The following is a 25,133-nucleotide window of genomic DNA, read 5'->3' on the forward strand; positions in this document are numbered from 1 at the left end:
CCTTCCGCACCACCGTCCGCGCCGCCGTCGGCACCACCGTCAGCACCGCCGTCGTGCGTGCCGGGGACGCCGTCCGCACCACCGTCGGCGGGGCCTTCCGCACCACCGTCCGCGCCGCCGTCGGCACCACCGTCAGCACCGCCGTCGTGCGTGCCGGGGACGCCGTCCGCGCCACCGTCAGCGGGGCCTTCCTGCTGGCTTGGATCCTGCTCTGGAATAGACATGCTTCCTCCCGGGAATCGGACCGGGCGGTCTTCATCGATACCGCCCGTGATCACCATATCCACAGGAGTCTGCCGTGGGAACAGCTCGCGCGGTGGGAACTTAGTAGAGCCCCGGACGAACCATGCGATGTTCCGGCAGCGAATACCAGGAGGGATCGCACAGTTGCCGTTTGCCGTCCGGAACAAAGCCGTTCCGCCGATAGAAGGCCTGGGCGCGCGGGTTGTGGTCCAGGACCCAGAGGTACGCCGGGCCATCGCCAATCAAGGCATCCACCAATGCCTGACCAACCCCCCGGCCATGAACGCGTTCCAAGGTGTAGAGCATAAAAAGCTCCCGCCCGCTGGGACTGTCCTCATCCCTGCCCGGCCCTGCGGCGCCGATGCCTACCAGGAGACCGTCGGGATCGTGGGCCAGCATCCTGGAATGACCCGCAGCGATGTAGTCCCGGTAGCGCTGGATGCGGTCGGGCAGCGCCGCTTCCTGTTTCTCGAAAAACACCGGGGGCAACAGGTGCCCGTAGCTTTCGCGCCACGACTGGACATGCATGAGGGCCATCGCTTCGGCGTCGTCCACCAGAGCGGGGCGAAGCGTGAAATCCACTAGCGCACCCGCGCTATCGCGAAACCGTCCCAGCCCTTGCTGCCCACCGTCTGGATGGCAGTGGCGTCCAGGCGCGGATCCTGGCCCATCATCTCCAGCATCCTGACGATGCCAGGCGCGTTGACCTCGTCCCTTTCCGGCTCAAGGATGGCACCGTCCCAGATGGCGTTGTCCACCACGATGACCGTGCCCGGGCGCCCCAGCCGGATAGCCCAATCGAGGTAATGGGAGTCGTTTTCCTTGTCCGCATCGATGAAAACAAAATCGAACGATTCCTGCCCCGCCAGGGTGGGAAGGGTATCCAGGGCAGCACCCACCCGGATGTCCACTTTGTGCCCCACCCCGGCAGCATCAAGGTTGGCGCGCGCCACGTCCGCGTGCTTTTGGAGGAATTCGCACGTCACCAGCCGCCCGTCGTCGGGCAGTCCCTGTGCCATCCACATACTGCTGAAACCTGCCAAGGTTCCGATCTCAAGGACCCGCCTGGCCCCCGACATCTGAACCAGCATCCGGAGCAACTTGCCGGCGTTGGGGGCTACTTCAATCGCCGGCATGCCGGCTTCGACGGCGGACGCCAGGGCCCGCTGGTGGGCAGGATCAGGTCGCACGACGACGTCAGTCAGGTAACGTTCGACGTCGACCCAACCGGGTTCGGCCACATGTTCAATCATGGGCCCCAGTCTGGCACCGGTGGCCGCGCTGGGGAAGGATCTAGTCCGTGGCGGAGATCGCCTCTTCGAGTCGCTCCACCTTGCCGGTCAGTTCGCCGCTGTAACCGGGCCGGATGTCGGCCTTGATCACCAGGGAGACGCGGCTGCCGTAGCGGCCCACAGCTTCGGTGGCGCGCTTGACGACGTCGAAGACCTCGTCCCATTCGCCTTCGATGGTGGTGAACATGGAGTCCGTCTGGTTGGGCAGTCCGGATTCGCGGACGATCTTGACGGCGGCAGCGACAGCGTCGTGCACGGAAGCGTCGGGGGTGGGTCCGCCGTTGGCGGCGGATGCGGGCTGGCCCGAAGGGGCGACTGAGAAAGCAAGCAACATAAAATCCAGTGTTTCACGTACTGGTTTGTCATATAACGGGCTACTCCCGCGTAACAACGGGCCACGGGCGCTCCGTTGCTACCCTGACAAGCATGGAACAGCCCTCTGAACGCAAGCCCCTCAGGGCAGACGCCGCACGCAATGTCGACAAAATTATCACCGCCGCCCGGCAATGCTTCCGGGAACACGGGCCCGAAGTACCACTGCAGACCATTGCCGCCACCGCCGGAGTTGGCCCCGCAACACTGTTCCGCAACTTCTCGGACAAAGAGCAACTGGTCCTCGCCGCGTTATCACGCCAGCTGCGCCAGCACGTAGACCCCGTCGCCGCGGCGGCGCTGGACGGCATGGACGCCGCTGAGGGCCTCATCAACGTCATCGATGCCGTGATGCAGGTAGCCAGCGAAGACGCGAACCTCCTTGACGCTGTCGCAGGCCGGCGCGGACTCCTGATAGGCATTACCCGCGGCATCATCGGCTCCATGGCCACACTCCTTGAGCGGGGCCAAGGCCAGGGTTCCCTGCGGCGCGACATCACCATCGAGGACATGGTCCGGTTGGTGGCCATGCTGATTGGCGCCGTGGACACCATGGAACCGGGCTCTGCGGCGTGGAAGCGCCCGGTGGCCTTGATCGAAGACGCCATCCGGACCGAGCGCCCGTCCCGGCCGCTTCCGGAACAGTCCGGCATCCCAGGCGTGACCCTGACCGAGGCCCCCTAGCCGGGCTGTCCAACGGCAACATACCGGCTTGATGGTGAGTCCTGCCCATCGCGGGACAGCCCGCGTGGCACTAGGCTCGGACGTATGAATATTCCCCTGAGCTCATACTCATCCAGCGGTTCAGAATCCGCCGCGGCAGCCGGCCTGGTCATGCTGCTTATGGTCATTTACTTCGCAGTGGTCTTTGCGATCGTTGGTGTGCTCTACATGGGAATGTTCACCAAGGCAGGCCGCCCTGCGTGGGCAGCTTTCGTCCCGATCTACAACAGCATCAAGCTCATGGAAATCGCCGGGCGCCCCTGGTACTGGTTCTTGCTGACCTTGATCCCGTTCGCAGGAATCTACTTCAGCATCGTGGCCCTCCACGACCTCTCCAAGTCATTCGGCAAGGACGCCGGCTACACCGTTGGATTGGTCCTGTTGCCTGTGGTCTTCGTGCCGATGCTCTCCTACGGCTCCGCTCCCTACCTGGGTCCGGCGGCCGGGCGGCAATTCGTGGCCTACCCGCAGGGCTATGCCCCGCCGTTCCAGCAGGGTTATCCGCAGCCGCCGGTCCAGCAGGGTTATCCGCAGCCGCCGGTCCAGCAGCCCAATGGCCAGCAGTACCGCTAGCCCCAGCCGAGCAGCCTGAGGAGTGCCGCGGCCGCGGCGCCCGAAATCACCACCACCAGGAACGGTGCGCGAAGCCACAGCGCGACGGCGGCGGCTGCCAGGGCGCCGATGCGGGCATCAAGGACCAGTCCCTGTCCGGAGGCAACGGCGTTGACCACCGTCAAGGAGGCCAGCAGGCCAATGGTCATGGTGCCGGCCACGTGCATGATGCGGGGGCTCTCCAGCAGCTTGGCCGGGACGAAGTAGCCCACCAGCTTGGTGAGGTAGGCCAGCGCACAGGCGATCAGGATCCATAGCCACAGGTTCACTGCGTGTCCCCGTTCGCAGGCTTCCCGTGCCGGTGTTTCTCCGCATAGGGATCCACGTCCGGCTCCAGTCCCTCGTCCAGTCGTGCGTGGCTGAACCAGCCGATGACACCTGCCACTACGGCCGCCACCAGGATGGGAACACCCGAGGGAACGAAGGGCACGGCCAGGATGGTCGCCAGTGCGCAGGCAGCAGCGATGGCCCAGGGCTCACGGCCTTTCAACCGCGGCCACAGGAGGGCCAGGAAAGCAGCGACCGCGGCCCCGTCCAAACCCCACTGTTTGGGGTCGCCCATTGCGTCCCCTGCCAAGGCGCCGATGGCCGTGAAGATATTCCAGAGTATGAATATACCGATTCCGGCAGTCCAGAACCCCCGGCGCTGCTCGTCGGGATCGGACTGGCCAGACGCCGTCGCCGTCGATTCGTCGATGGTGATGTGCGCCGAAGCATAACGTTTCCATCCGCCAGGACGGAGCATCGCGTTGATCTGCATGCCGTAGATGCCGTTGCGTAACCCCAACAGGGCGCTGGCCGTCATGGCCGCCACCCCGGAGCCTCCGCCTGCCACAACACCAATGAAGGCGAACTGCGATCCGCCGCTGAACAGTAAAAGGCTCAACACCATGGTCTGCCAGAAATCGAAACCCGACGCTACGGAGAGGGCTCCAAAGGACACTCCATAGAGGCCCGTGGCGATACTCAGGGACACAGCGACCTTGAAAGCCGGCGATTCCCTCAGCTTCACGGGAGCAGCACTGCCGCTCATTTCCGCAAGCTCCATGACCACAGGATCAGCGGAATCTGCAGGGGCAGGCGGACAGTATGGATGCGGCGCTCGGCTGCCGTGCCGTTGGGACCATAGGCTCGGCGAAGTGCATCTATATGCCCAGCAAGGAATGCAGCGAACATCGCCGTGGTGGCGTCCGCGGCAACCTTTCGCGTGGCTGGGATCAGAAGCCCGACGGCGGCAGCCGCCTCGATCAGTCCGGACGAGGCAACCCATTCCTCCCGGGACATGACTGCCAGCGGTCCATTCGGGCGGCCGGCCGGCTCGTCGTTGCGGCATAGGTAGTCCGGCACCACCGGGTAGTAGAACTTAGGCGTGCGGAAGTGCTTTGCGGCGCTGGTCAGGAGCAGTGCGCTCAAGGCTACTGCGGACGTGGTTCGGGTTGCTTGTGCTGACCAGCGAAATGACATGAGACCACTCAATCACAAGCGGGGTGGCCGCCAAAGTCAGCTTGTTACCATCAACTGCTTGAGGACCTGTGCCGGCTTGTTGGTGGTGATCTCGTGGATTCCAAGTCCCTGGCACAGTGCCACGTCCTTTTCCGAATCCACAGTCCACACGCGGAATATTCGCCCGGCTTCCAACCAGCGCTGCACGTTGCGCGCATGCTCCCTGATGTAGTCAATACCCGGGCCGGCAATTGATGCTTCGCCTGCGTCCAGGACACGTTCCGCTTCCAACTGCGTGGCACGCATGACGTTGGCTACCGCACCGCCGGTCAGGAAGCCCAGCCCGAGTTCCTGCCGAAGCTCCTTCACCGTGAAGTCGTCCACCAGTTGGCACACGTGCTCTTTTGGCACGCTCTGCAGCAAACGCTGGACGGAGTCGGTATCGAAGCTCATGAAGGAGATCCGGATGTTCTCCAGCCGGGATTCCTCCGGCGTCCAGCCTTCCTCTTCCAGCAAGGCCAACACCCTGTCCTCCAGCTTGAGGCGGTATGGACTGGGATGCTTGAGCTCAATCGCCAAACCGATCTCGCGACCGGCTCCGCGCAGGATGTCCAGCAATTCCGGCAAGGTCAGGAACTGGTCTGCCACTCCCCCGTAAGCCTCGGGAATGCGTGCGCCCTTCCACGACGAGAAGTCCAGGGAGCGGAGCTCCTCCAAGGTGTGCTCCGCAACCGGACCCGTGCCGGTGGACGTCCGGTCCAGGTTGGCGTCGTGCAGCAACACCACGTGCTGGTCCCGCGTCAGGTGGACATCGCACTCCACACCGTCGGCGCCGTCGGCGATTGCCTGCAGATAGGCCGCCCTGGTGTGCTCGGCGTAGGCTGCACTCGCGCCGCGATGGGCGTAGACCTTGGGCCGGCCTGGGGCGAAGTCGTCGCTAGTCATGCAGACACGGTAGCCCACCTCCGTGCATCTGCGGGGGCTACGCTGGGCTCATGCAGGTGAACTCTGAACAAATCCCAACTGAAGACGTCACCAACCCCAACCCGCTGCCCCATCAGCCGGGTTCCGCAGGTTCCGCAAGGGCAGGCTCCGCTCGCGCCGGTTCCGCTCGCGCACGGCGGGGCGCCGCCGTCGACCTTTCAGCAGGTGACATGGAAAAAGCCGCCGCGCTGCTCCGCATGAAACGGTTGGCGCTGGCGCTGCTGATCGCCATGGCGGTGATCTTCACCGTGGCCTTCGCATTCCAGAAGCAGTATCCGTGGCTGGAATACGTCCGCGCGGCTGCCGAAGGCGGCATGGTGGGCGCGTTGGCCGACTGGTTCGCGGTGACCGCGCTCTTCAAGTACCCCATGGGCCTGAAAATTCCCCACACGGCCATCATTCCGCGGCGCAAGGACCAGATCGGCGAATCACTCAGTGACTTCGTGGAGAGCAACTTCCTCTCCCAAGAGGTAGTGCAGGACAAGTTGGCCAGCATCGACATTGCCCGCAAGGCCGGCACCTGGTTGTCGGCGCCGGGAGGAGCCGAACGCGTGGCCAAGGAAGGCGGCGCGATCATCCGTGGCGCCTTCACAGTCCTGAACGACGACGACGTACAGGCAGTCATCGAGGGAATGGTCCGTAAGCACCTGCTCACCCCGCCGTGGGGGCCGCCCGTGGGCCGAATGGCTGAACGGATCTTTGCCGACGGCCATCACCACACCCTGGTTGACCTGTTGGTCGACCGCGCCGCCGACTGGGTGGATGCCAACCACGCCACGGTCAACCGGCTGGTATCGGATCGCTCACCCCTCTGGGTGCCCACCTTCGTGGACGGCCTGGTGGGCGACAGGGTGTACGTGGAGCTCTCCAAATTTGTCCGCGCTGTTCAGTCGGACCAGAACCACCAGGTGCGCCAGTCGATCGATGCCTACCTGAAGGACCTGGCCCAGGACCTTCAGCATGATCCCGCCATGATCGAGCGCGCAGAGTCCATCAAAGCCCAGATCCTCGGCGACCCCGAGGTCCGCGAACTGGCGTCCCGCACATGGGGAACCGTAAAGACTGCCTTGCTCAACGCCGTCGACGATCCGAACAGTGAACTGAGCCAGCGCTTCAAGGGCGCCGTCCGTGATTTCGGTACCCGGCTGGTCAACGACGCCGAACTGGCCGGCAAGGTCAACACCTGGATCGGAGACGCGGCGGGCTACTTGGTGAACACGTACCGCTCGGACATCGCAGGCGTCATCTCTGACACCGTGGCGCGTTGGGATGCCGAGGAAACGTCCCAGAAGATCGAACTGCAGGTGGGCAAGGACCTCCAGTACATCCGCATCAACGGCACCGTGGTGGGCGCCCTGGCCGGGCTCGCGATCTTTACGGTGGCGCACCTGCTGTTCGGCTAGTTGGCGACAGCCCTCTGGAGCTATCCCGTGGGCCTTGGTACCTTCAACGCATGCCGATCAAACTTGAAAACGTTGGTATCGCGGTCCGGGATCTTGAAGAAACCATCGCCTTTTTCACGGATCTCGGCCTCACCGTGTTGGGCCGTGACACGGTCAGCGGCGAGTGGGCCGATACGGCCGTAGGGCTGGACGGCAACCACGCCAAAATAGCGGTGCTCCAAACTCCGGATGGCAACGGCCAACTGGAGCTTTTTGAGTACCTCCACCCTGACGCGATCGAAACAAACCCCACCCTTCCCAACGAGATCGGCATGCACCGGGTTGCTTTCTCGGTGGACGACATCGATCATGCCCTGGAGATCGCTGCCAAGCACGGATGCCATCCTCTGCGCGGCGTTGCCACGTACGGTGACGCCTACAAGCTCACCTACCTCCGCGGGCCGAGCGGAATCCTGGTCATGCTGGCACAGAAGCTCTAGAGGAAGGCGCTTCCATGCTGAAGCACGTCGCCGAGGGCGTTTTGGTTCACGAGAGCGAATTCATCCAGAGCAACTGCACGGTGGTGCAGGGCCGGGACGGTGTCCTGCTGATCGATCCCGGCATTACGGTCAACGAAATGGCCGCCATCGCGGACGACCTCCGCGGGTTGGGCCAGCCTGTCCTGGCCGGCTTCTCCACACACCCCGACTGGGACCATGTGCTCTGGCATCCTGACTTCGGCAACCCGCCCCGCTACGGCACGGCACGCTGCGCGGCCTCCATCCAGTCGGTCCTGGCCGCTGCTGACTGGAAAGAACAGGTAGCCGAGGGGCTGCCTCCGGAGCATGCCGATGAGATCCCCATGGAACTGCTCGGCCTCATTTCCGGACTGCCTGCCGACACTGTCAAGGTCCCATGGGACGGACCCACCGTCCGCATTCTGGAGCATCAAGCCCACGCCCCTGGCCACGCAGCGCTCCTGATCGAGGGGGCCGGCGTCCTGGTAGGCGGCGACATGCTGTCCGACATCCTGATGCCGTTCCTCGACCTCGAGGCAGCGGATCCGCTCACTGACTACCTTGAAGCGCTGCGGCTCTTCGATTCCGTGGCCGGCGATGTTGTTGCCGTCGTCCCTGGCCACGGTTCGGTGGGCCTGGCCGGGCAGTTGCGGGAACGCATTGCCCTGGATCGCGCCTACGTGCAGGCGCTGCAAGATGACCGTGAGCCCGAGGATCCGAGGGTTGGCCCGTCCGCGCCTTTGGAGTGGCTGGCCGACGTGCATGGGTGGCAGGTGCAACGGCTCGCCGAAAAACGGCGGGGCAGAGATTTCTCATGAAATGCCGTTCTTGAGAAAATCGACACCGCGTTTTCTCAGCCGAGCAAGTGCACCATCTGCCCTGGCCTTGCTTGGCCCACCAGGTCCAGGTCTTCGTCGCGCACCACAGCAATCACCGGCGATTTGGCCGCTGCCGGACGGCCGGCCAACGCAATGACGGGAAGGCCCGACGGCGGCAGCACCACTGCGCCCAAGGCCAACGGTTGAGGATGGGCTGCTTGGGTTTCGGCAGCTGGAGCCGTTTGCACAACCTCAAGGGGCCGACCCATCAATCGCGCACCCACGCGGTCCGATTTCGGCGAGAGAGTCCACGGTTCCGTGGTCAATCGAAGCCACGTGCCGGCGTCGATATTCGGAGCCTGCGGGTAATCCGGCCCCTCTGGCACACGCGAAACCCTGGCAACTACCGGTCGCTCGGGGTCCAGTGCCCGCCGGGCGGGGTGGTTGGCCTCAGGGAAACCCTGGCCGTGTGGCTTTCCGAACGTCACGTACTCACCGGCCGACAGCGCCTGGCTGGGCGCCGACACACCACCTTGGACCCCTACGTAATAACGGATCCCAAACAACGCCGGCCCGAAATCCAACACCGCTCCGGGAGCTACCCTGACAGCTTTGTTCAGCGGAAATTCTGAACCGTTGAGCGTCACCACACCCTCGGCGCCTGTGACTGCGACAGCCGATCCCGTCACGAACCTGAGCCTCAGTCCGCCCACCAGCACTTCGAGTCCGGCCTCATGTTCAGGATTTCCCAGCAAGGCGTTCGCCAGGTGCAGGGACCTCCGGTCAAGGGCTTGATCGGGCTTGAGGGCAAGCGTCAGCGTTCCGGGGACCACCACCACTGCACTCATCCGGCAGACTCCTCCTTCACGAAACAGCAGAACTTTGCCTACACAGCATCAGGCCTAAGCGAACGCCTCAATCGGCACACCGGCCTGCTCAAGACCTTCCCGGACAGCAGCGGCCATATTGACAGCCCCCGGTGTGTCTCCGTGAATGCACAAGGAATCAGCCACTACTGGGACAACAGTTCCGTCGATGGCGAGGATTTCCTTGCGCGTTGCCAGCCTTACGGCCTGAGCCACCACCGCAGCGGGGTCATGCAGCACTGCGCCGTCCTGGCTACGGGGTACAAGTGTGCCGTCCGGAAGATAGGCACGGTCCACGAACGCCTCGCGGAATACTGGATGACCGGATTCTTCTGCGAGCTTCAGCCATTCGGAGCCCGGCAAGCCAAGCACGGGCAGCCCGGGATCGTAAGCGTGGACGGCCGCGACCACGGCTTCGGCCTGCTCGGCATCACGGACAATCCGGTTGTAGAGCGCGCCATGCGGCTTCACGTAATCCACCGACGCTCCCACAGCGTGGGCCATTCCATCGAGGGCGCCGAGTTGATACAAAACGTCGCCGAAGAGTTCGTCGAAGGTCATGTCCAGGGAACGCCGGCCGAAGCCCGCCAAGTCCCGGTAGCCCACGTGCGCTCCTACACGGACATCCAGTTCAAACGCCGCCCGGCAGCTGTCCAACATGGTGAGAGGATCACCGGCGTGGAAGCCACACGCCACGTTGGCACTGCTCACGATGCGGAACATCGAGGCATCATCACCCATGGTCCAGGAGCCGAAGGACTCCCCGAGGTCAGCGTTCAGGTCCACTGTTACCGCCTTCCAGCGTGAGGGTGTCTGCCGCTTCGGGAGCGACGCCATTCTTTGGTGCATTGGGAAGCAACTCACCCGGGATGGTATCCGGCAGGGGGCCGAAGGCTTCCTTGGCGGTGGAGACCACGGCGCGGCCCATCATGAGGTTGCCGGCACCACCCACCACAGCGCCCACGCCGAAAGGCAGGGCACGGCCCAGGAACGCGGTCCCCTGGCGCTTCACAAGGTTCTTGAGGAAGGCCCGCTGGATGGAGTCGCGGATGACGCCAAAGCCGCTTCCCGGAATCTTCTTGGTGAGGGTCCTGCCCCAAGCGTTGGTTACGCCCTTTCCGCGGCCGAGCGATTGGCCACTCAGTGCCCCGAGCATGGACGTGCCTTCCTCGCCCAGCATGATGGCCATGACCATGGTTTGCGCACGTACGGGATCAGTAAGCCGGATTCCGTGGAGCTCCGCCAAGGACGACGCATAGAGGGCGGTAGTCTCCAGGAAGCCCACGGTGGCGAGCGCGGAAAGTCCCAGGGACGCTGCAGTTCCGATGCCGGGAACGACGGCCGTTGCACCCACCGCTGCACCTCCACCGGAGATGGCGAGCAAGTAGTGGCGCTCCAGTTTCGCTGCGAGTTGGGCCGGGGTGTCATGGGGGTGTCTGCGCTGCAGCCTGCGCAGGTTGGCCAGCACCAAGGGGCGCTGGACCTCGACAGCCTTCAGCAGGACATTATGGACGCCGGGCTTGGTGTTGCCTTCCTGATCAAAGACTGCGTTATGGGCTGTCTCTTGGGCGATTTTCACCGCCGGGTTGGGTCGCTTGGGCATCTTCACCTCTCCTTGGCAGCTGGGTCGTCATACTGGGAACTGCTGGATTCAGCCTATGCCACGCCCCTGACCTGCGAGACCTCCACGGGGTGCTATGTGGATACTATTCCGCGCACAGCGGACGTCCCAGCAGAGCTCCCGCGGCGTAGACTGGGGGCACTCACGGAAGCAGTCCACCCAGGACAGGAAGTATCCGTTATGAACGCCTCGGAAAAGAACGAACACGTTATCCGACACCACACCGACGCCCCGGCGGAGGGTGAAACCGAAGGCTGGGTTTCGCACGATACCGGCATCCACAGCCAGGATCCGGCGGAAGGCCCGGATATCGACGACGACGTGCCGCCGTCGGGCGCTTCATAACCCGGGTTCCTACCGCACGCGCCATTGGCAGGCGCGCCTTCCACAGCGCCAACGCCCAGGTCTAGGCTGGTGAAATGGCTGCGTTAAGAGCGCTGCGTCCGTTTGCGCACCGGGAATTCCGTGTGCTGATTTCCGCGCTGTCCATTTCCATTTTTGGATCGGGCATGTGGGCAGTGGCGATGGTCTACGAGGTGATTCACCTCGGCGGCGGTCCGTTGGAACTGTCACTGGTGGCCACTGCTGCCAGCCTGGGCCTGGTGGGTTTCGTGCTGGCCGGAGGCATTGCGGCCGACAGGCTCCCTCAACGGCTCCTGATTATCGCAGTAGAAGGCGCCAACCTGGCAGTCATCGCGACCATCACGGCGCTGGCCATGCTTGACGTGCTTGAGCTGTGGCATCTGGCCATCGGCGCCTTTGTCCTGGGTGTGGGGCAGGCGTTCTTCTTTCCGGCGTACTCGGCGATCCTGCCGCGTATCCTGCCCGCCGACGATCTCTTGGCCGCCAATGGCTTGGAGGGCACCGTGCGGCCGGTCCTGCAACAGGCAGCGGGCCCGGCACTTGCCGGAATCCTGGTGGCAGCGCTGTCACCGGCACACGCTGTAGCGGGTGTTGCCGTATGTCATTTGCTGGCGTTCGGAATCGTGAACTTCCTGAGCCGGCAAACTCTGGGGGTGGACGCGGTTGGTACCGATGGGACACCAGCGAAGTCGTCCCTCTTCAAGGACCTCGCGGAAGGGTTCAGCTACACCATCCGCACCCCTTGGCTGCTGTGGACCCTGATCTGGGCCTGCCTGTCGGTGCTGTTCCTGATCGGACCCATCGAGGTCCTGCTGCCGTTCGTTGTCCAGGACCAATTGGGCGGCGACTCGAGGATGTTCGGGTTCCTGCTGGCCATCATGGGCGTAGGAAGCGCCATCGCCGCGCTGGCTACCGCATCCTTTCGTCTGCCCCGCCGCTACCTGACAGTGATGGTGCTGACGTGGGGCCTCGGCAGCCTGCCCGTGGCGGCCATTGGGTTCATGAACAGCTTTTGGATGCTCGGCGCTGCCATGCTGATCTTCGGAGTCACAGAGGGGATCGGCACCGTCATCTGGGGAACGTTGCTGCAGCGTCGCGTGCCACGGCATCTACTGGGCCGGATTTCCAGCCTGGACTTCTTTGTTTCCCTGGCTCTGATGCCGGTTTCCATGGCCCTCGCCGGCCCCATGGCGGAAGTGGTTCCGATCTGGCTGATCTTCTTCGTCGGTGGTTTGGCGTGCCCCATCATGGCCTTTGTTGCCCTCTTCGTGGCACGCATGATGACGGATGAGATCCAGCATCCCTTGACGTCGGGTAGCTCCGATGCTGAGACTGCAGACACCCAGCCAGACGCTGTGTAGCGTGGGCACCACCACGTTGCTCTACCGCCCTGCCGGGTAACACCGTCTGCAGGCGCCTGCTCCCAGCCCGTGCTACTTGCCGGCAGCCAGCGTGCCGATCTGATCCCCGCCTTGGCCGAAAACAGCCAGTTTTCCGTCTTCCTGGATCTTGGCGGTGGCAGCATTCGAGAGCCATGTGTCAACGCCTTGGCAAGCCATCCGAGTAGACGAAAAACCTCCGAACGATACGGTTTTTCCGTCCTCTTTCCAGGAGCCGACAAGCCTGTTGCAACCATCCGTTCCGGTGGCACTTCCGTCTGACTTCATGTCAAGGGAGGGCTGCTTGGCGTCACTGGTATCACCCCAGACTCCGACGAACGGGCTGGTGCCGCTTCCCACGCAGCCCGCCAGGAAAGCAGCAGCCAAGAATGCCAGGGAAACAACGCGGACAATGCGGATCTGGGTCTGCGCCATGCGGTCAGTCTAGGTTCACTGCAGGACCATGCACCATAGTCCGGACCCGCTGGCGGTGGGCTTCCGGTGGCGCTCACAATGCTGCTGATAACCGGATCGTGCGGCCGGTCGCGACTCAGACGACCGACCGCACTAGCCCGGTTTACGCAGCGACGGCGCCCCGGGCGGGCCCCAGAACCCGCCACACCCATCGCTGCCAACTCCGTCGGTGAACCGCAACGCAGCCGAAAAGGGCAACGGCGCAGTCCGCGGTTCAACGACATGGGCACTCAATATGTGCGTTGACCTGCGGAAACGTGACGCGGCGTTTGGAGAAATTCTTGACAAGGGCTGCCTCGCATTCAGCGCCAGCCCGAAGATCCTTACCACTGAACAACAACGCTTCCAGGAACGGCATCACATTTCCGTTGACCCGCCCACATATCAGTAGACAGAAAAACACCCAACGGATGCGCCCAGGAGCATGATGTGAAGTCACCCAACGGAATGGCCATGACGGCCTCCCCTGCGTTTACCGACGCACCGGATATCCACCTCTTGTTCATGGCGGGATTGGTGTTCCTGGCCGGTGTGGCCGGGGTTGGCGCGGTGACCCTCCTGCTCTTGTTGGCACCTTTCGCCGCGTTGCTGGTGGCCCGGCCCCGGACGAAAAAGATCCTCGAAAGTACCACTGCGCCTGCTGCGCCTGGCCCCATCCCCTTCCAAGACAAGACGCCCGACGGCGGGAGCGGGAGCAGATTGTGGATCTGCTGATGGGGTTGTACCGCTGGCTTCATTCACCTAACACGGTTCAGTCCTCGAACCGCAGGTGGTTTTCGGTGGTGCCACTCAAGTGGGCGATGATGTCCGATGCGACGGCATGCAGTTTCTGGTTCCTGTGGCTGGAAGCTTTGGTCAGGAACTCGAAGGCTTCGTCCTGGGTGCATCGGCTCTGGGCCATGATGACCCCACAGGCCAGGTCGATAACAGTCCTGGAAGACATTGCTGTCTTCAGGTCCGCGTTGAGTTGCTCCACGGTTTCGATCCTGATGGCCAGACGCAACGTACTGCCGGTAACCTCCGTAAAAGCGGCAGCTTCGTCGATCACAGCCTGCGTGAAAGTACCGGCGTTGGGAGCAAAGAAGTTAATGACCGCCTGGGATGTTTCGCCCAGGTCCATGGGTACGCCCAAGGCGGAGTGAATACCCTCAGCAGCCAAGGCCCGGCTGTACTCCGGCCAACTGGTGTCGGTGGCAACGTCTGCCAGCAGCACCGGACGGCCCGCGTCCAGCGCTTCCAGGCAGGGGCCCTGCCCCAGGGACTGTTCGATCTTGTCCAGATGCACCGCCCTCGCACTGCTGCCCGCAACGGTGGCGGTGCGCTTGCGGCGGCGCAGCGTGAGTGCGCAGTCGATATTTTCACCGGCAACTTTGCTCATCGCATCGGCCGCGAAGCCGGTCACACCGTTGAGGATCGCGTGGATGTCCGAGCTGCCAACCACCAACTCATGCAAGCTTCGGATGTGTTCGGCACTCCCGTTGGTTTCCATAGGCCTAATCGTAGGAAGTGTTGGGCCTCCCGTCACGTGCTGTCCCGAGTGGCACGGTGTCCAAAGTGAAACGGTCGACGGCGGGTACCTCCGTCCGTCGAGCGCTTGCAGCAAAATCTTGCGCATCAGCCGGTATTCCCGGACAACGCAACCAGCTCGCCGGCGCTTTCGAACTACATTCAATTACCGCAGCCCTGCCGAGTGCGCCAAGGCAATTGCCTCCGCCCTGGAACGCACGTCGAGTTTCCGGAAGAGATTCCGGATGTGGAACTTCACTGTGTTTTCACTGATGTGGAGGGCACCGGCGATGCTCCTGTTCCGCTGCCCAGCGGTGAGCAACTGCAGGACCTCCAGCTCGCGTGGTGCCAGATCCCAGACGGCTACATCGCCGCCGGGGGCTGGCGGTGGATCCAGCGGCAGCACGACGGAAATGTCCGCGCCCCAGCCCTGCATCACTTCAAGGGACATCCGCCCGTCAACGGCCTGCACCCGCTGTTGCAGCCGGGCAATGCTGGGCGAATCCGGCGAGAGTGCGCCCAGGCCGTCGTCGCGGACGTTGATCAACAGGTTCCCGCCATCGCAATCCCACTGCGCGCGGACCCTCCGGACGTCCGGTTGCTCCGCAATGGCCAGGACCAGCCCGCGGACAACGGCACGCGCGGCATGGGCCACTTCGCCAGGGAGTGCACGACCGTTGGCGGGTGGCTCGATGAACTGGATGTCGATATTGCTGAAGTGCATCAGGGGCCGGAGGTCCTCGCGCAGCCGCTCGAAAGCCGTCGCTACCGGTTCTTCCACCAGGTCGCTGGTGCGGTCGCTGAGTGTGCGCAGATCCACCAGGGCTTTGACGGCGAGGTCAGTCACGGAGGCGCGCGCCGCGGCGTCGTTCATTGACGTCGACCGCAGGGCAGCGAGCAGGGTTTCGAGGGTGGTGGAGTGCTGGTCTACCAACTCGGCCGTCACCCGGATCCGCTCAGCGGATGCGGCCCGCGATTCCAAAAGGTACGACGGCGGCGCGTCGGTCACTTTTTCATGGATGCGTCGGGCGGTTAATCGCCATAGGTAGGTGAGAAGACGGAGAGCCTCCTCTTCCGCTTCCGAACCGTCCGACCCTTCCAGTCCGGCAGTCATGGAGGGGTCTGTCAGGACCAACAGCGCTTGGCTGGGCGCGTAGCCCAAGGCGAGAACCTCCCGCTCCCTACCCGCGATGACCGCAGAAGTGCGCCACGGATCCTCCCCCGGCATCGCTGCCCTCAGCCGGTCCAATTCTGTGATGGAAACACGGCTGACGATGCCTTCATCGCCCGCCTTTTTCTGGGGCCGGCCAGTGCAGTCCTCAGTGAAGATGACCAGGGCGCTGCCCGCCAGGAACGGGAGCGTGGCCCCGCGGAGGCTTTCGGCAATACGGTTCAGCGGCGCGGCAGCGAGGTCGCTGACGGCGTGAAGGAGGTCCCAGTTCTGCATCGGCCCAGCATACGTTCCAGTCAAGAGCGGAGACTACCCAAAGGGGTAGGAAAAGCTGTCACAAAACAGCGTTCCGCCCACCCATCAACTGCACCAAGCTGGAACGGAAGACATTCACGGCAACTGAAGGAGAAAGTGTGGACGCTGTCGCAGAAAAGCACGTCCTGAGCCAAACACCAGCCCAGGCCGCCCTCAACCTGTCCCTGATCCAGGGCGAGATAGTGAGCACCACCAACGCGATCGACGTTGGTCAGTTGGCAGTCCTCGCCGAAAGAATCCGCAGGGCGGAACGGGTCTTCCTCGCCGGGGCCGGACGCAGCGGGCTGGTGCTCCGCATGGCAGCCATGCGCCTCATGCATCTGGGCCTGACGGTCCACGTCGCTGGGGACACCACAACACCTGCCATCGCCGCCGGCGACCTCCTTGTGGTGGCCTCCGGCTCGGGGACCACCTCCGGAGTGGTCAAGGCAGCCGAAACAGCCATCGCCGCCGGTGCAAACGTCGCTGCCGTGACCACCAACCCGGGATCACCCCTGGCGGGATTGGCCGATGCGTTGGTGATTATTCCCGCCGCCCAGAAGACCGATCATGGCTCCAGCCTTTCCCGCCAGTACTCCGGCAGCCTGTTCGAGCAATCCCTTTTCCTCGCAACCGAGGCAGTGTTCCAAACCCTTTGGGAGAACACGGACGAGCCTGCCGAACAACTCTGGCTGCGCCACGCCAACCTCGAGTAGCCCGACCCAAGCCCGCACCGCCCGTTCCAAAACAAACCCTCCGAAAGAAAGAAAAACCCATGAAACTTCAGGTAGCACTGGATCTCCTCACCGTCGAGGACGCCCTTGAACTGGCCGGCAAAGTGGCCGAGCACGTGGACATCATCGAACTCGGCACGCCGCTGATCAAGGCCGCCGGGCTCTCGGCTGTCACTGCCATCAAGGAAGCGCACCCCACCAAGATCGTCTTCGCCGACATGAAGACCATGGATGCCGGCGAGCTTGAAGCCGACATCGCGTTCAACGCCGGAGCGGACCTGGTTTCCGTCCTGGGCACGGCCGACGATTCCACCATTGCCGGCGCGGTAAAGGCTGCAAAGGCCCACAACAAAGGCATCGTTGTGGACCTGATTGGTGTGGCAGACAAGGCTTCCCGCGCCAAGGAAGCCCGCGCGCTGGGTGCCACGTTCGTCGAGTTCCACGCAGGCCTGGATGAGCAGGCACAGCCCGGATACAACCTGCGAAGCCTGCTCAACGCTGGCGAGGAAGCACGCGTCCCGTTCTCAGTTGCCGGCGGCGTGAACGCTGGAACCATCGCAGCAGTCCAGCTGGCAGGTGCCGACGTCGCCGTCGCAGGCAGCGCCATCTACAGCGCCGCGGATCCCGAGCTGGCAGCCAAGGAACTGAAGGCAGCCATCAACTAGTTCAGCCCTCTACCGCAAACGTCGACCTGCCCATCCGGGCAGGTCGACGTTTGTGCTGGCGCCGCACCGCCGTCGTACGGCAGTGAAGTACGACGGCGGCAGGCGGCTTTCGCTGGATACGGGACCTCTAGAGGTTCTCCACCAGGGAGACGTCGCGGACGGCGCCCTTGTCCGCGGACAGTGCCATGGCGGCATAAGCGCGCAGCGCAGGTGAGACGTGCCGTTCGCGGTCCTTCGGCTTGTAGCCCCCGTTCACTTCAAGCTTTTCGCGGCGTTCGGCCAGGATCTCGTCGGAGACCTGCAACTGGAGGGAGCGCTGCGTGATGTCGATGCTGATGATGTCGCCATCCTCCACCAGCGCGATGGCGCCACCGGAGGCAGCCTCCGGTGAGATGTGGCCGATCGACAGGCCGGAGGTGCCACCGGAGAAGCGGCCGTCCGTGATGAGGGCGCACTTTTTGCCCAGGCCGCGGCCCTTGAGGAACGAGGTTGGGTAGAGCATTTCCTGCATGCCCGGGCCGCCCCTGGGGCCTTCGTAGCGGATGACCACCACGTCGCCTTCCTTGATGGTCTTGTTCAGGATTTTCTCCACGGCTTCGTCCTGTGACTCGCACACAACTGCAGGGCCTTCGAAGATCCAGATGGACTCGTCCACGCCTGCGGTCTTCACCACAGCGCCGTCCACTGCGACGTTGCCGCGCAGCACAGCCAGGCCACCGTCCTTGGAGAACGCGTGCTCGACGGATCGGATGCAACCACCCTCAGCGTCGGTATCCAGGGAGGTCCACTGGTTCGACTGCGAGAAAGCGGTGGAGGAACGGACGCCACCGGGGGCTGCGTGCCACAGTGCTTGCGCTTCCTCGGTGGCCTTGCCGCCGCGGATGTCCCAGTCGTCCAGCCAGCCATCCAGATCATTGGAGTGCACCGAGTGGACATTCTTGTGCAGGAGGCCGCCGCGGTTCAGCTCACCCAGCAGGGCCGGGATGCCGCCGGCGCGGTGGACATCTTCCATGTAATACGTCTTGTCCCCAGCGACGTTCGGCGCCACCTTGGCCAGGCACGGCACTTGGCGGGACTTGGCGTCCATCTCGGCCAGGCCGTACTCCACGCCCGCTTCCTGGGCTGCAGCCAGCAGGTGCAGGATGGTGTTGGTGGAACCGCCCATGGAGATGTCCAGGGCCATGGCGTTATCGAAGGCCTCGGCGGTAGCGATGGAACGCGGCAGCACCGAGTCGTCGTCGCCGTCGTAATAGCGCTTGACGAGCTCGACGACGGTGGCGCCGGCTTTCTCGTACAGCGCCTTGCGCGCGGTGTGGGTCGCCAGTACGGACCCGTTGCCCGGCAGGGCCAGGCCGATCGCCTCGGCGAGGCAGTTCATGGAGTTGGCGGTGAACATGCCGGAGCACGAACCACAGGTGGGGCAGGCGTTCTCTTCGATGAGGTTGATGTCTTCATCGGAGATGGATTCGTCCACGGCGTCGGCAATCGCGTTCACCAGGTCCAGGGAGCGCACGGAACCGTCGGTCAGCGTAACCCGGCCGGCTTCCATCGGGCCGCCGGAGACGAACACTACGGGGATGTTCAAACGCAGGGCGGCCATGAGCATGCCCGGGGTGATCTTGTCGCAGTTGGAGATGCAGACCAGGGCATCGGCGCAGTGGGCGTTGACCATGTACTCCACGGAGTCGGCGATCAGGTCGCGGGACGGCAGGGAGTACAGCATGCCGGAGTGGCCCATGGCGATGCCGTCATCCACGGCGATGGTGTTGAATTCGCGCGGCACAGCGCCCGCGGCGAGGATCGCATCGGAGACGATCCGGCCCACGGGGGCAAGGTGGGTGTGGCCGGGGACGAATTCGGTGAAGGAGTTGGCCACGGCGATGATCGGCTTGCCGATGTCGGTGTTGGCGACGCCGGAGGCGCGCAGCAGTGCGCGGGCGCCGGCCATGTTGCGGCCGTGGGTAACTGTTCTTGAGCGTAGTGCAGGCATGAAACCATCCTGCTGTTGTTCTACAGCGGGTGGAAGACGGTGACGCTACTAGTAGTGAAAGTACCAGAGTAATAGTGTTGGGTCCGTGAAAGATGAGAGACGCAAGGAACTGGGACTCTTCCTCCGGACGCGGCGCAACCAAGCCCTTCGTTCCGACTACGGCCTGCCGCCTGTGGGACGTTCCCGCGAGCGCGGGCTGCGCCGGGAAGAGATCGCCTTCCTGTCCGGCGTCAGTGTCACCTGGTACACCTGGCTGGAGCAAGGGCGGGACATCAGCCCCTCGCGCCAGGTGCTGGAATCCATTGCACGGGCGCTGCATCTCTCCGACACCGGGCTGGGCTATGTACTGTCGCTGGGCGGATATTCATCCACTCCACCGAAGGGTCCGGTGGCCGCCGATGCTCCCGCACATGTGCAACGTCTCTTGGACGCTTTGGACCCGAACCCTTCTTACGCTTTGTCCCCGGACTGGGGAATCGCCGGATGGAATCGCGCGTACGAAGCGCTCTACCCCAACATCGGGACGTTCGATGCCTCGGACCGGAACCTCCTGTGGCTCGTCTTCACCGATCCCTACATCCGCGACCTGTTGCCCGACTGGGACGTGACCAGCAAGCGCTTTTTGGCCGAGTTCAGGGCGGAAACCGGCCAACGGTTGGGTGACCCCGATGTGGAGTACCAGGTAGGCCGACTCAAGGAAGCCAGCCCAGAGTTCCAGGAAAGCTGGGACCGGTACGACATCCTGGGCTTCGAATCCCGTGAGCGCCAGTTCCACCACCCTGCTGTTGGCGTGTTGCATCTGGAACACCACCAGGTCTCGCCGTCGGACCGGCCGGACCTGCACATCGTGGTCTACACGCCCGCGCCCGGGAGCGACGCCGGGGAGCAGATGCAGCGGTTGATGGGGATCTGAAGCACGGTGGCGGGCACCCGGTTCAGCTGAGCTCCTGCTTGTCCAGGACGAAGTGCGCAGGCGTCGACGCGACGCCGTTTGCCTGGACCACAACGTAGTGCTGCCCCGGGTAATAGGAACGGGTTGTTATGGGGCGGAACGAGTGCGTTTTTGTGACAGTGACAGTCTCGCCGGGAGGAATGCGGCGGGACGTGAGCTTGAAGGTCTTGGCGCTGACCGTGCCGTTGGCCCGTTGGAACCCGATGGAATAGTCAATGGCTGCGTTGGCGGGTTGGGGGCCTTGGTTGACTACCTCGGCTGAAAATTCCACGGTTCCATCCCATGCCACTGCCGTGTGGCTGAGCTGGGGCTCCCTGACGACGAGCTGGCCGCCGGTGTAGCCCAGGAGGGCGAGCGCCTCCGGATTGCCTCGCTTAACCAAGGTCCTGAGTCCATGCCGTATCACCTTGGGTGTGGTGTCATCAGGCTTGCCTGACCAACGGAGCGCGGTAGCCAGCACCAGCTGCGGATCGATCCGGCTCAGGTCGTTGAGATGGTTCGCTGCGGAGCGTCGGACATAGTCGGTGGGATCCTGGTAGGTGGCATCAAGGATTCCCTGCGTCGCGGCGGGATTGGCCACCAGCCAAGGTACCCGCCTAGCCCATGGCAGGTAGGCGCGGGAGCCCTCCGTTGCGAGGCGGCGGACGTGTTCGTCGTGGTGATTCGTCCAGGTTTGCATCGTCGCCAGGGCACGTTCCGGCCGGGCAGCGATGAGGTCGCGGATAGCGAACTCTGCCGTGAGCCTCCCAGTAAGGCGGGACAGGACCGTGAGCGCAGCGTCAAAGTCGGTCAGCGACCCCGATTGAAGCGCCCTGGCGGCCACGACTTCGGTGGCCGGCCAGACCATCCATCCCGTAAACCGGGGGTCATCGAGAGCATCGAGCATGATCCTCTGAACATCGGAGTATCCCGCCGGTAAGTCCTGAAGGAGGGCATCCCTCACTACATCCACCCGCTGCCGGAGCCGTTGCCCGTCGAGGGCGCCATGCGAGCGCTCCAGCGTTGGCAGCTCAATGCCGGGACCGGCGCTCATGAGGAGGGACCGCAGCTCGGCCACCACCTTGGAATTAATCAGCTCATCCATGGTGCCCATACATTTCCTCCTTCGCCGGTGTTGTCATCGTAGGCGACGGGAGAGACATCGAAAGCGGGCATGCACAAGCGCCAAGCGTCAGGCTGGCAGCTGGCTGGCAACCCGTGGCGCCTCCGGTGCCGGCAAGCCTTCACCGGTTTGACCGTAGAGCCAGTCGTTGTACTGGAAATCGTTGTCCTTGCGGCTCTTGAAGAGCAGGTTTCGCAGCGTCCGGGCCAGTCCGGCGACGTGCCAGGATTCGCCCCACACACGGGCGGTGCGCTGGACGCGGGCAGTGCGGGCTGCGCGGACAGTGTTGAACGCGGCAATTGCCTCATCCCACGCATCCGGATTGACGCCGTCAGCTGTGAAGACCGTGCCGGCGCTGACGTCCTGCAGCACGGCGGCGTCCTCGAGTGCCTGGCAGGCGCCTTGGGCGAGGTACTGCAGCATGGGGTGGGCGGCGTCGCCCATCAGGACCATGCGGCCGGCAATCCAGTTTTCGATCGGATCGCGATCGTACATGGGCCAGCGAATGCCCGTGCCGAGGTTCGCGAGGGCTGCCTGCACGGCGGGAACACAATCCTTGTAGGCGGCCTGGAGCTCGTCCACTCCCCCATACTGCTCTTCACCGCGCTCAAATGACGGCGATTTGAAGACGGCCACGGTGTTCAGCAGTTCGCCCTTGCGCAGGGGGTACTGCACCAAGTGGCAGTCGGGGCCGAGGTAGACCACCACATCCTCGAGGTCGGCTGCCGGGGTCTCAGGGGTAATGGGGACGGTGCCGCGGTACGCAACGTAGGCGGAGGAGACAGGCTCATCGGATGCCACCAGCGGCCGCAACGTGGACTTCAGCCCGTCGGCGCCGATCACCACATCTGCTTCATAGTCCACACCGGCTGCTGTGTGCACCACGCCGCGGCCGTTGACGGTTTCCACGCTGTCCACCATGACGTCGTTGACCAGTTTCACGCCCGCCGCTTCGCATCCTTCCAGGAGCACGCGGTGCAGGTCGCTGCGGTGGATCACCACGTACGGGGCGCCGTATCGCTCCTCAAACTCGCCGCGCAGCGACTGGCGCGTGAGCTCTTCACCGGTGGTCGCGTCGCGGAAGACCAGGTGCTTGGGCTGCACGCCAACCTCAAGCGCCTTCTCCAGCAGGCCCCAGCGTTTCAGGACCCGCGAGGCGTTCGGCGCCATCTGCAGGCCGGCTCCCACCTCGCCGAATTCGGGTGCACGTTCCACCAGCGTGACGTTCGCACCGTTTTCGCGGAGGGCCAATGCGCCGGCCAGCCCGGCCATTCCCCCTCCCACAACCAGGACATCAGTGGACGTGGTGTACTCAGACATTGTTTGCTCCTTGGGAGATCTTTGTTTTGATGTTGAGTCCGACGGCGGCCAGAAGGACCGCTGCGAGGGCGGCGGCGCCGGCGAACGCGAGGAAGTTGGAATTGACGCCCAGCCCGGCTGCCAGCAGGAGCCCACCCACCTGGGGTGCGATGACGGCGCCAATGCGGCCGGTGCCCAGCGCCCAGCCAAGTGCGGTTCCGCGCAGATGATCGGGATAGTGGCTGGCCACCGCGGCGATGATCAGGCACTGCGTGCCGTGCGTTCCGACGCCGGCCAGCACCAGGGCGAGGTACACCACGGCCACTGAAGGCCCGGTCAAGAGAACCAGAAGCCCGACGGCGGCCACAGCGGCTGCCGCTATCGCCGTCGGAATCGGGCCGAAGCGCGTGCCGGCCCACGCGGTAATCACCGATCCGGCAACGGCTCCGAGATTCAGGGCCAGTGCGAACGTCAGCGCCGAGCCGAGGTTGTAGCCGGCCAGTTGCATGAGGTTGGGCAGCCAGGTTCCCAAGCCGTACCAGGCGAAAAGGGTGGCGATGGTGGCCAAGGCGAACAGTACGCTGACGCCGAGGAAAGGCGCGCGCAGGAGGGATCCAAAGCCGGGTTTGGGGCCCTGGGACTGGAGGGTCCCCGAGGCCTTGCCCGGCGGCAGTGTCTCAGGGATGTACTTCATGCCCAGTGGCACGACGATCACCAGCGCCAGGACGGCCACCAGGAACATTGCCTGCCACCCGAAGGCTGGAATCATGGGAATCCCCACCAGCGCAGCAATGGACCCGCCGATCGGCACCCCGGACATCATTAACGTTGCAATGGTGGAACGCCACTTTGCAGGGACCAGTTCGGCAACCAGTGCATTGGCTGAGGGCACCAGACCACCCAGGCCAATTCCGGCCAGGAGCCGGAGGGCACCGAAGATCGCGGCGTTGGGAGCAAAGGCACAGAGAACGGTGAAGACGGAGAACAGAACCGCGCATCCAAGGATGGTCTTACGCCTGCCCCAGGAGTCAGCCATGCGGCCGGCGAAGATGGCGCCGATCATCATTCCGAGGAAGGCCATGGAACCGATGGTGCCCGCCGTTGCTTTGGTGAGCCCCCACCCGGTGTCGGAGATCAGGGACGATTGCACGGTGCCGTAGACGATGAGGTCATAGCCGTCGAAGACCACCAGCAGCCAGCAGACCAGGACGGCCAGGGCCGACCCTTTGGAAAAGCGCGGGGTGTGGCCCTCAATACCGGCGGTGGGCCGTTGCGACGCTGCAGCGGGAAGTGTGTGATTCATCCCACCACTGTCCTGTCCATCGGCAATAGAGCACCATAGAATTCTGTTGTGCAGAATAATCCGACTTCCACATCCAGCCGTAAGCCGGTTCAGAAACGGCCTACCTACTCCATTGAGGCCGTGGATAACGCCCTCCAACTCCTGCAGTTGCTACGGGATGGCGGCGCACTCCGGCTCAAGGACGCCGCCGCGGAGTTGGGCGTCGCCCCGTCAACGGCCCACCGCCTTTTGGCAATGCTGGTTTACCGTGGATTCGCCGTTCAGGACGAGAACCGCCGCTACGTTCCGGGCCCTGCGATGGGTGTCGGCCCCGCTGGCCTGAGCTGGACGCGGCTGCTCCGCGACCTCGCCCAGCCGCACATGGAACTTCTTTCCGGTCAACTCAAGGAGACCGTCAACCTCATGGTCCGCGTGGGGACCAAGGTCCGTTTCCTGTCCACCGTGGAGGGCAGCAACGTGCTGCGCGTGGGTGACCGCCAAGGCACCGTCATGCCCGCAAACAGGACCTCCGGCGGAAAAGCGATGCTTGCAGAACTGGAGCCCGTGATGATCGAGCAACTGTTCCGAAGCCATAACGCGGAGATCGGCGGAGACACCATCCCGGACAAAGAATTCCCGGCCTTCCTCCGCGAACTGGAAACCACCAGGAGCAACGGGTTTGCTGCCAATTTTGAGGGAACCGAGGAGGGTGTCAGCGCCTTGGGCATGGCCCTGCACAACGGGCATGGCTCGGTGGTGGGGGCGCTCAGCGTCGCCACGCCTGCCACACGGTTCCGTAAGGTGTTCGACGCCGGCCTGGTCACCGCGATGCGCGAGACCTGCCGGCAGTTGGAGGTAGACATAGCGGCGAACCCCACCGACTGAGCAGCGCATCAGGTCAAGCAGCCTCCACCCACGCCTTGCGAGGCCCGCTCTGCGCGAAAAGAATCCCGCGAAGGGTGCAGAGTAGGCCTCACAAGGCAGGAACTAATTCTGTACAGCAGAATATTCTCGGACTGATGCTCAAGCATCCCTAGGGTCGAACTAC

General features: G+C 63.9%; 31 protein-coding genes. 13 read left to right on the top strand and 18 right to left on the bottom strand.

Annotated elements, in window-relative coordinates; translation table 11 throughout:
• The 4 genes from WBN73_RS14830 to WBN73_RS14845 form a co-directional block, all read right to left on the bottom strand.
• Nucleotides 1–224: BatC protein (locus tag WBN73_RS14830; RefSeq protein ID WP_337455597.1), on the bottom strand; the 224-nt coding region annotated here is incomplete at its 3' end.
• Between the two features lie 100 nt (nucleotides 225–324).
• Entirely contained in the window at nucleotides 325–825 is a 501-nt protein-coding gene (locus WBN73_RS14835; RefSeq protein ID WP_207595986.1) for a GNAT family N-acetyltransferase, read from the bottom strand.
• On the bottom strand, nucleotides 825–1,496 hold the full coding sequence (locus WBN73_RS14840) for an O-methyltransferase (RefSeq protein WP_337340766.1): 672 nt from the start codon (nucleotides 1,494–1,496) through the stop codon (nucleotides 825–827). The genes WBN73_RS14835 and WBN73_RS14840 overlap by 1 nt, the downstream gene beginning before the upstream one ends.
• A gap of 40 nt (nucleotides 1,497–1,536) precedes the next feature.
• Nucleotides 1,537–1,869, bottom strand: a complete 333-nt coding sequence (locus WBN73_RS14845; protein WP_089593387.1) for a thiamine-binding protein — start codon at nucleotides 1,867–1,869, stop codon at nucleotides 1,537–1,539.
• Nucleotides 1,870–1,961: 92 nt separating this feature from the next.
• Here WBN73_RS14845 and WBN73_RS14850 point away from each other — a divergent pair, with 92 nt between their 5' ends.
• Complete coding sequence (locus tag WBN73_RS14850; RefSeq protein WP_207595983.1) at nucleotides 1,962–2,591, top strand: TetR/AcrR family transcriptional regulator; 630 nt, start codon at nucleotides 1,962–1,964, stop codon at nucleotides 2,589–2,591.
• Nucleotides 2,592–2,675: 84 nt separating this feature from the next.
• A complete protein-coding gene (locus WBN73_RS14855) occupies nucleotides 2,676–3,203 on the top strand; it encodes a DUF5684 domain-containing protein (RefSeq protein ID WP_337340765.1) in 528 nt (175 codons plus the stop codon).
• Here the strand turns inward: WBN73_RS14855 and WBN73_RS14860 are convergent.
• Genes WBN73_RS14860 through WBN73_RS14875 form a run of 4 tightly spaced genes read right to left on the bottom strand, consistent with a single transcriptional unit; the run spans nucleotide 3,200 to nucleotide 5,630 of the window.
• Nucleotides 3,200–3,511 carry an AzlD domain-containing protein gene (locus tag WBN73_RS14860; RefSeq protein ID WP_089593385.1) on the bottom strand — a complete coding sequence of 104 codons (312 nt, stop codon included), beginning with the start codon at nucleotides 3,509–3,511 and terminating at the stop codon, nucleotides 3,200–3,202. The genes WBN73_RS14855 and WBN73_RS14860 overlap by 4 nt on opposite strands.
• A complete protein-coding gene (locus tag WBN73_RS14865) occupies nucleotides 3,508–4,275 on the bottom strand; it encodes an AzlC family ABC transporter permease (RefSeq protein WP_207595981.1) in 768 nt (255 codons plus the stop codon). Before WBN73_RS14865 ends, WBN73_RS14860 begins: the two co-directional genes overlap by 4 nt.
• On the bottom strand, nucleotides 4,272–4,706 hold the full coding sequence (locus WBN73_RS14870) for a DoxX family protein (protein ID WP_207595980.1): 435 nt from the start codon (nucleotides 4,704–4,706) through the stop codon (nucleotides 4,272–4,274). The genes WBN73_RS14865 and WBN73_RS14870 overlap by 4 nt, the downstream gene beginning before the upstream one ends.
• 36 nt (nucleotides 4,707–4,742) lie before the next feature.
• Entirely contained in the window at nucleotides 4,743–5,630 is an 888-nt protein-coding gene (locus WBN73_RS14875; RefSeq protein ID WP_207595979.1) for a glycerophosphodiester phosphodiesterase, read from the bottom strand.
• Between the two features lie 50 nt (nucleotides 5,631–5,680).
• Here WBN73_RS14875 and WBN73_RS14880 point away from each other — a divergent pair, with 50 nt between their 5' ends.
• Genes WBN73_RS14880 through WBN73_RS14890 form a run of 3 tightly spaced genes read left to right on the top strand, consistent with a single transcriptional unit; the run spans nucleotide 5,681 to nucleotide 8,387 of the window.
• Nucleotides 5,681–7,072, top strand: coding sequence for a DUF445 domain-containing protein (locus tag WBN73_RS14880; protein WP_337340764.1), 1,392 nt, complete (start codon nucleotides 5,681–5,683; stop codon nucleotides 7,070–7,072).
• 50 nt (nucleotides 7,073–7,122) lie between these two features.
• Nucleotides 7,123–7,551 carry a VOC family protein gene (locus WBN73_RS14885; RefSeq protein ID WP_207595977.1) on the top strand — a complete coding sequence of 143 codons (429 nt, stop codon included), beginning with the start codon at nucleotides 7,123–7,125 and terminating at the stop codon, nucleotides 7,549–7,551.
• 14 nt (nucleotides 7,552–7,565) lie between these two features.
• On the top strand, nucleotides 7,566–8,387 hold the full coding sequence (locus WBN73_RS14890; RefSeq protein WP_207595976.1) for an MBL fold metallo-hydrolase: 822 nt from the start codon (nucleotides 7,566–7,568) through the stop codon (nucleotides 8,385–8,387).
• A 35-nt stretch (nucleotides 8,388–8,422) separates the two neighbouring features.
• Here the strand turns inward: WBN73_RS14890 and WBN73_RS14895 are convergent, their stop codons facing one another.
• The 3 genes from WBN73_RS14895 to WBN73_RS14905 are packed head-to-tail and all read right to left on the bottom strand — an operon-like array spanning nucleotide 8,423 to nucleotide 10,856.
• Complete coding sequence (locus WBN73_RS14895; protein ID WP_337340763.1) at nucleotides 8,423–9,235, bottom strand: biotin-dependent carboxyltransferase family protein; 813 nt, start codon at nucleotides 9,233–9,235, stop codon at nucleotides 8,423–8,425.
• Between the two features lie 54 nt (nucleotides 9,236–9,289).
• Complete coding sequence (locus WBN73_RS14900; protein WP_280626210.1) at nucleotides 9,290–10,039, bottom strand: LamB/YcsF family protein; 750 nt, start codon at nucleotides 10,037–10,039, stop codon at nucleotides 9,290–9,292.
• Nucleotides 10,023–10,856: a hypothetical protein gene (locus WBN73_RS14905; RefSeq protein ID WP_280626209.1), complete on the bottom strand. Its 834-nt coding sequence runs from the start codon at nucleotides 10,854–10,856 to the stop codon at nucleotides 10,023–10,025. Before WBN73_RS14905 ends, WBN73_RS14900 begins: the two co-directional genes overlap by 17 nt.
• 198 nt (nucleotides 10,857–11,054) lie before the next feature.
• Here WBN73_RS14905 and WBN73_RS14910 point away from each other — a divergent pair, with 198 nt between their 5' ends.
• Both WBN73_RS14910 and WBN73_RS14915 read left to right on the top strand, forming a co-directional pair.
• Nucleotides 11,055–11,219 carry a hypothetical protein gene (locus WBN73_RS14910; protein ID WP_207595972.1) on the top strand — a complete coding sequence of 55 codons (165 nt, stop codon included), beginning with the start codon at nucleotides 11,055–11,057 and terminating at the stop codon, nucleotides 11,217–11,219.
• 74 nt (nucleotides 11,220–11,293) lie between these two features.
• Entirely contained in the window at nucleotides 11,294–12,598 is a 1,305-nt protein-coding gene (locus WBN73_RS14915) for an MFS transporter (protein WP_337340762.1), read from the top strand.
• Between the two features lie 72 nt (nucleotides 12,599–12,670).
• On the opposite strand, the gene WBN73_RS14920 is transcribed toward WBN73_RS14915, so the two are convergent.
• Nucleotides 12,671–13,051: an META domain-containing protein gene (locus WBN73_RS14920; protein ID WP_337340761.1), complete on the bottom strand. Its 381-nt coding sequence runs from the start codon at nucleotides 13,049–13,051 to the stop codon at nucleotides 12,671–12,673.
• A 208-nt stretch (nucleotides 13,052–13,259) separates the two neighbouring features.
• Between WBN73_RS14920 and WBN73_RS14925 the strand changes: the two genes are divergently transcribed.
• On the top strand, nucleotides 13,260–13,481 hold the full coding sequence (locus WBN73_RS14925; RefSeq protein ID WP_280626202.1) for a hypothetical protein: 222 nt from the start codon (nucleotides 13,260–13,262) through the stop codon (nucleotides 13,479–13,481).
• 38 nt (nucleotides 13,482–13,519) lie between these two features.
• Nucleotides 13,520–13,804: a hypothetical protein gene (locus WBN73_RS14930; RefSeq protein WP_207595969.1), complete on the top strand. Its 285-nt coding sequence runs from the start codon at nucleotides 13,520–13,522 to the stop codon at nucleotides 13,802–13,804.
• Nucleotides 13,805–13,841: 37 nt separating this feature from the next.
• Here WBN73_RS14930 and WBN73_RS14935 read toward each other — a convergent pair whose 3' ends face one another.
• Entirely contained in the window at nucleotides 13,842–14,579 is a 738-nt protein-coding gene (locus tag WBN73_RS14935; RefSeq protein ID WP_337340760.1) for a GAF and ANTAR domain-containing protein, read from the bottom strand.
• Nucleotides 14,580–14,762: 183 nt separating this feature from the next.
• Entirely contained in the window at nucleotides 14,763–16,043 is a 1,281-nt protein-coding gene (locus tag WBN73_RS14940) for a helix-turn-helix transcriptional regulator (RefSeq protein WP_280626196.1), read from the bottom strand.
• 137 nt (nucleotides 16,044–16,180) lie between these two features.
• On the opposite strand from WBN73_RS14940, the gene hxlB reads away from it, so the two are divergent.
• Nucleotides 16,181–16,777 (top strand): 6-phospho-3-hexuloisomerase, encoded by a 597-nt coding sequence (gene hxlB / locus WBN73_RS14945; RefSeq protein WP_337340759.1) that lies wholly within the window; start codon nucleotides 16,181–16,183, stop codon nucleotides 16,775–16,777.
• Nucleotides 16,778–16,836: 59 nt separating this feature from the next.
• Complete coding sequence (gene hxlA / locus WBN73_RS14950; protein ID WP_207595966.1) at nucleotides 16,837–17,460, top strand: 3-hexulose-6-phosphate synthase; 624 nt, start codon at nucleotides 16,837–16,839, stop codon at nucleotides 17,458–17,460.
• 127 nt (nucleotides 17,461–17,587) lie between these two features.
• Here the strand turns inward: hxlA and ilvD are convergent, their stop codons facing one another.
• Nucleotides 17,588–19,450 (bottom strand): dihydroxy-acid dehydratase, encoded by a 1,863-nt coding sequence (gene ilvD / locus WBN73_RS14955; protein WP_207595965.1) that lies wholly within the window; start codon nucleotides 19,448–19,450, stop codon nucleotides 17,588–17,590.
• An 85-nt stretch (nucleotides 19,451–19,535) separates the two neighbouring features.
• Between ilvD and WBN73_RS14960 the strand changes: the two genes are divergently transcribed.
• Entirely contained in the window at nucleotides 19,536–20,363 is an 828-nt protein-coding gene (locus tag WBN73_RS14960; protein ID WP_337340758.1) for a helix-turn-helix transcriptional regulator, read from the top strand.
• A 22-nt stretch (nucleotides 20,364–20,385) separates the two neighbouring features.
• Here WBN73_RS14960 and WBN73_RS14965 read toward each other — a convergent pair whose 3' ends face one another.
• The 3 genes from WBN73_RS14965 to WBN73_RS14975 form a co-directional block, all read right to left on the bottom strand.
• Complete coding sequence (locus tag WBN73_RS14965) at nucleotides 20,386–21,495, bottom strand: DNA alkylation repair protein (protein ID WP_337340757.1); 1,110 nt, start codon at nucleotides 21,493–21,495, stop codon at nucleotides 20,386–20,388.
• A gap of 78 nt (nucleotides 21,496–21,573) precedes the next feature.
• Nucleotides 21,574–22,824, bottom strand: coding sequence for an FAD-dependent oxidoreductase (locus WBN73_RS14970; protein ID WP_337340756.1), 1,251 nt, complete (start codon nucleotides 22,822–22,824; stop codon nucleotides 21,574–21,576).
• Nucleotides 22,817–24,106, bottom strand: coding sequence for an MFS transporter (locus tag WBN73_RS14975; protein ID WP_337340755.1), 1,290 nt, complete (start codon nucleotides 24,104–24,106; stop codon nucleotides 22,817–22,819). The genes WBN73_RS14970 and WBN73_RS14975 overlap by 8 nt, the downstream gene beginning before the upstream one ends.
• Before the next feature lie 48 nt (nucleotides 24,107–24,154).
• Between WBN73_RS14975 and WBN73_RS14980 the strand changes: the two genes are divergently transcribed.
• Nucleotides 24,155–24,970 carry an IclR family transcriptional regulator gene (locus tag WBN73_RS14980; protein ID WP_337340754.1) on the top strand — a complete coding sequence of 272 codons (816 nt, stop codon included), beginning with the start codon at nucleotides 24,155–24,157 and terminating at the stop codon, nucleotides 24,968–24,970.
• Nucleotides 24,971–25,133: the final 163 nt, after the last annotated feature.

This window comes from Paenarthrobacter sp. CCNWLY172 (assembly GCF_037402035.1).
Taxonomy (GTDB): Bacteria; Actinomycetota; Actinomycetes; order Actinomycetales; family Micrococcaceae; genus Arthrobacter.

Bases quoted from the DNA above. Each gene is read 5' to 3' on its own strand.
- WBN73_RS14840 (WP_337340766.1), bottom strand. From the start codon at position 1,496: ATGATTGAACATGTGGCCGAACCCGGTTGGGTCGACGTCGAACGTTAC.
- WBN73_RS14845 (WP_089593387.1), bottom strand. From the start codon at position 1,869: ATGTTGCTTGCTTTCTCAGTCGCCCCTTCGGGCCAGCCCGCATCCGCC.
- WBN73_RS14850 (WP_207595983.1), top strand. From the start codon at position 1,962: ATGGAACAGCCCTCTGAACGCAAGCCCCTCAGGGCAGACGCCGCACGC.
- WBN73_RS14855 (WP_337340765.1), top strand. From the start codon at position 2,676: ATGAATATTCCCCTGAGCTCATACTCATCCAGCGGTTCAGAATCCGCC.
- WBN73_RS14865 (WP_207595981.1), bottom strand. From the start codon at position 4,275: ATGAGCGGCAGTGCTGCTCCCGTGAAGCTGAGGGAATCGCCGGCTTTC.
- WBN73_RS14870 (WP_207595980.1), bottom strand. From the start codon at position 4,706: ATGTCATTTCGCTGGTCAGCACAAGCAACCCGAACCACGTCCGCAGTA.
- WBN73_RS14875 (WP_207595979.1), bottom strand. From the start codon at position 5,630: ATGACTAGCGACGACTTCGCCCCAGGCCGGCCCAAGGTCTACGCCCAT.
- WBN73_RS14880 (WP_337340764.1), top strand. From the start codon at position 5,681: ATGCAGGTGAACTCTGAACAAATCCCAACTGAAGACGTCACCAACCCC.
- WBN73_RS14885 (WP_207595977.1), top strand. From the start codon at position 7,123: ATGCCGATCAAACTTGAAAACGTTGGTATCGCGGTCCGGGATCTTGAA.
- WBN73_RS14890 (WP_207595976.1), top strand. From the start codon at position 7,566: ATGCTGAAGCACGTCGCCGAGGGCGTTTTGGTTCACGAGAGCGAATTC.
- WBN73_RS14895 (WP_337340763.1), bottom strand. From the start codon at position 9,235: ATGAGTGCAGTGGTGGTGGTCCCCGGAACGCTGACGCTTGCCCTCAAG.
- WBN73_RS14905 (WP_280626209.1), bottom strand. From the start codon at position 10,856: ATGCCCAAGCGACCCAACCCGGCGGTGAAAATCGCCCAAGAGACAGCC.
- WBN73_RS14910 (WP_207595972.1), top strand. From the start codon at position 11,055: ATGAACGCCTCGGAAAAGAACGAACACGTTATCCGACACCACACCGAC.
- WBN73_RS14915 (WP_337340762.1), top strand. From the start codon at position 11,294: ATGGCTGCGTTAAGAGCGCTGCGTCCGTTTGCGCACCGGGAATTCCGT.
- WBN73_RS14920 (WP_337340761.1), bottom strand. From the start codon at position 13,051: ATGGCGCAGACCCAGATCCGCATTGTCCGCGTTGTTTCCCTGGCATTC.
- WBN73_RS14935 (WP_337340760.1), bottom strand. From the start codon at position 14,579: ATGGAAACCAACGGGAGTGCCGAACACATCCGAAGCTTGCATGAGTTG.
- WBN73_RS14940 (WP_280626196.1), bottom strand. From the start codon at position 16,043: ATGCAGAACTGGGACCTCCTTCACGCCGTCAGCGACCTCGCTGCCGCG.
- hxlA (WP_207595966.1), top strand. From the start codon at position 16,837: ATGAAACTTCAGGTAGCACTGGATCTCCTCACCGTCGAGGACGCCCTT.
- ilvD (WP_207595965.1), bottom strand. From the start codon at position 19,450: ATGCCTGCACTACGCTCAAGAACAGTTACCCACGGCCGCAACATGGCC.
- WBN73_RS14965 (WP_337340757.1), bottom strand. From the start codon at position 21,495: ATGGGCACCATGGATGAGCTGATTAATTCCAAGGTGGTGGCCGAGCTG.
- WBN73_RS14970 (WP_337340756.1), bottom strand. From the start codon at position 22,824: ATGTCTGAGTACACCACGTCCACTGATGTCCTGGTTGTGGGAGGGGGA.
- WBN73_RS14975 (WP_337340755.1), bottom strand. From the start codon at position 24,106: ATGAATCACACACTTCCCGCTGCAGCGTCGCAACGGCCCACCGCCGGT.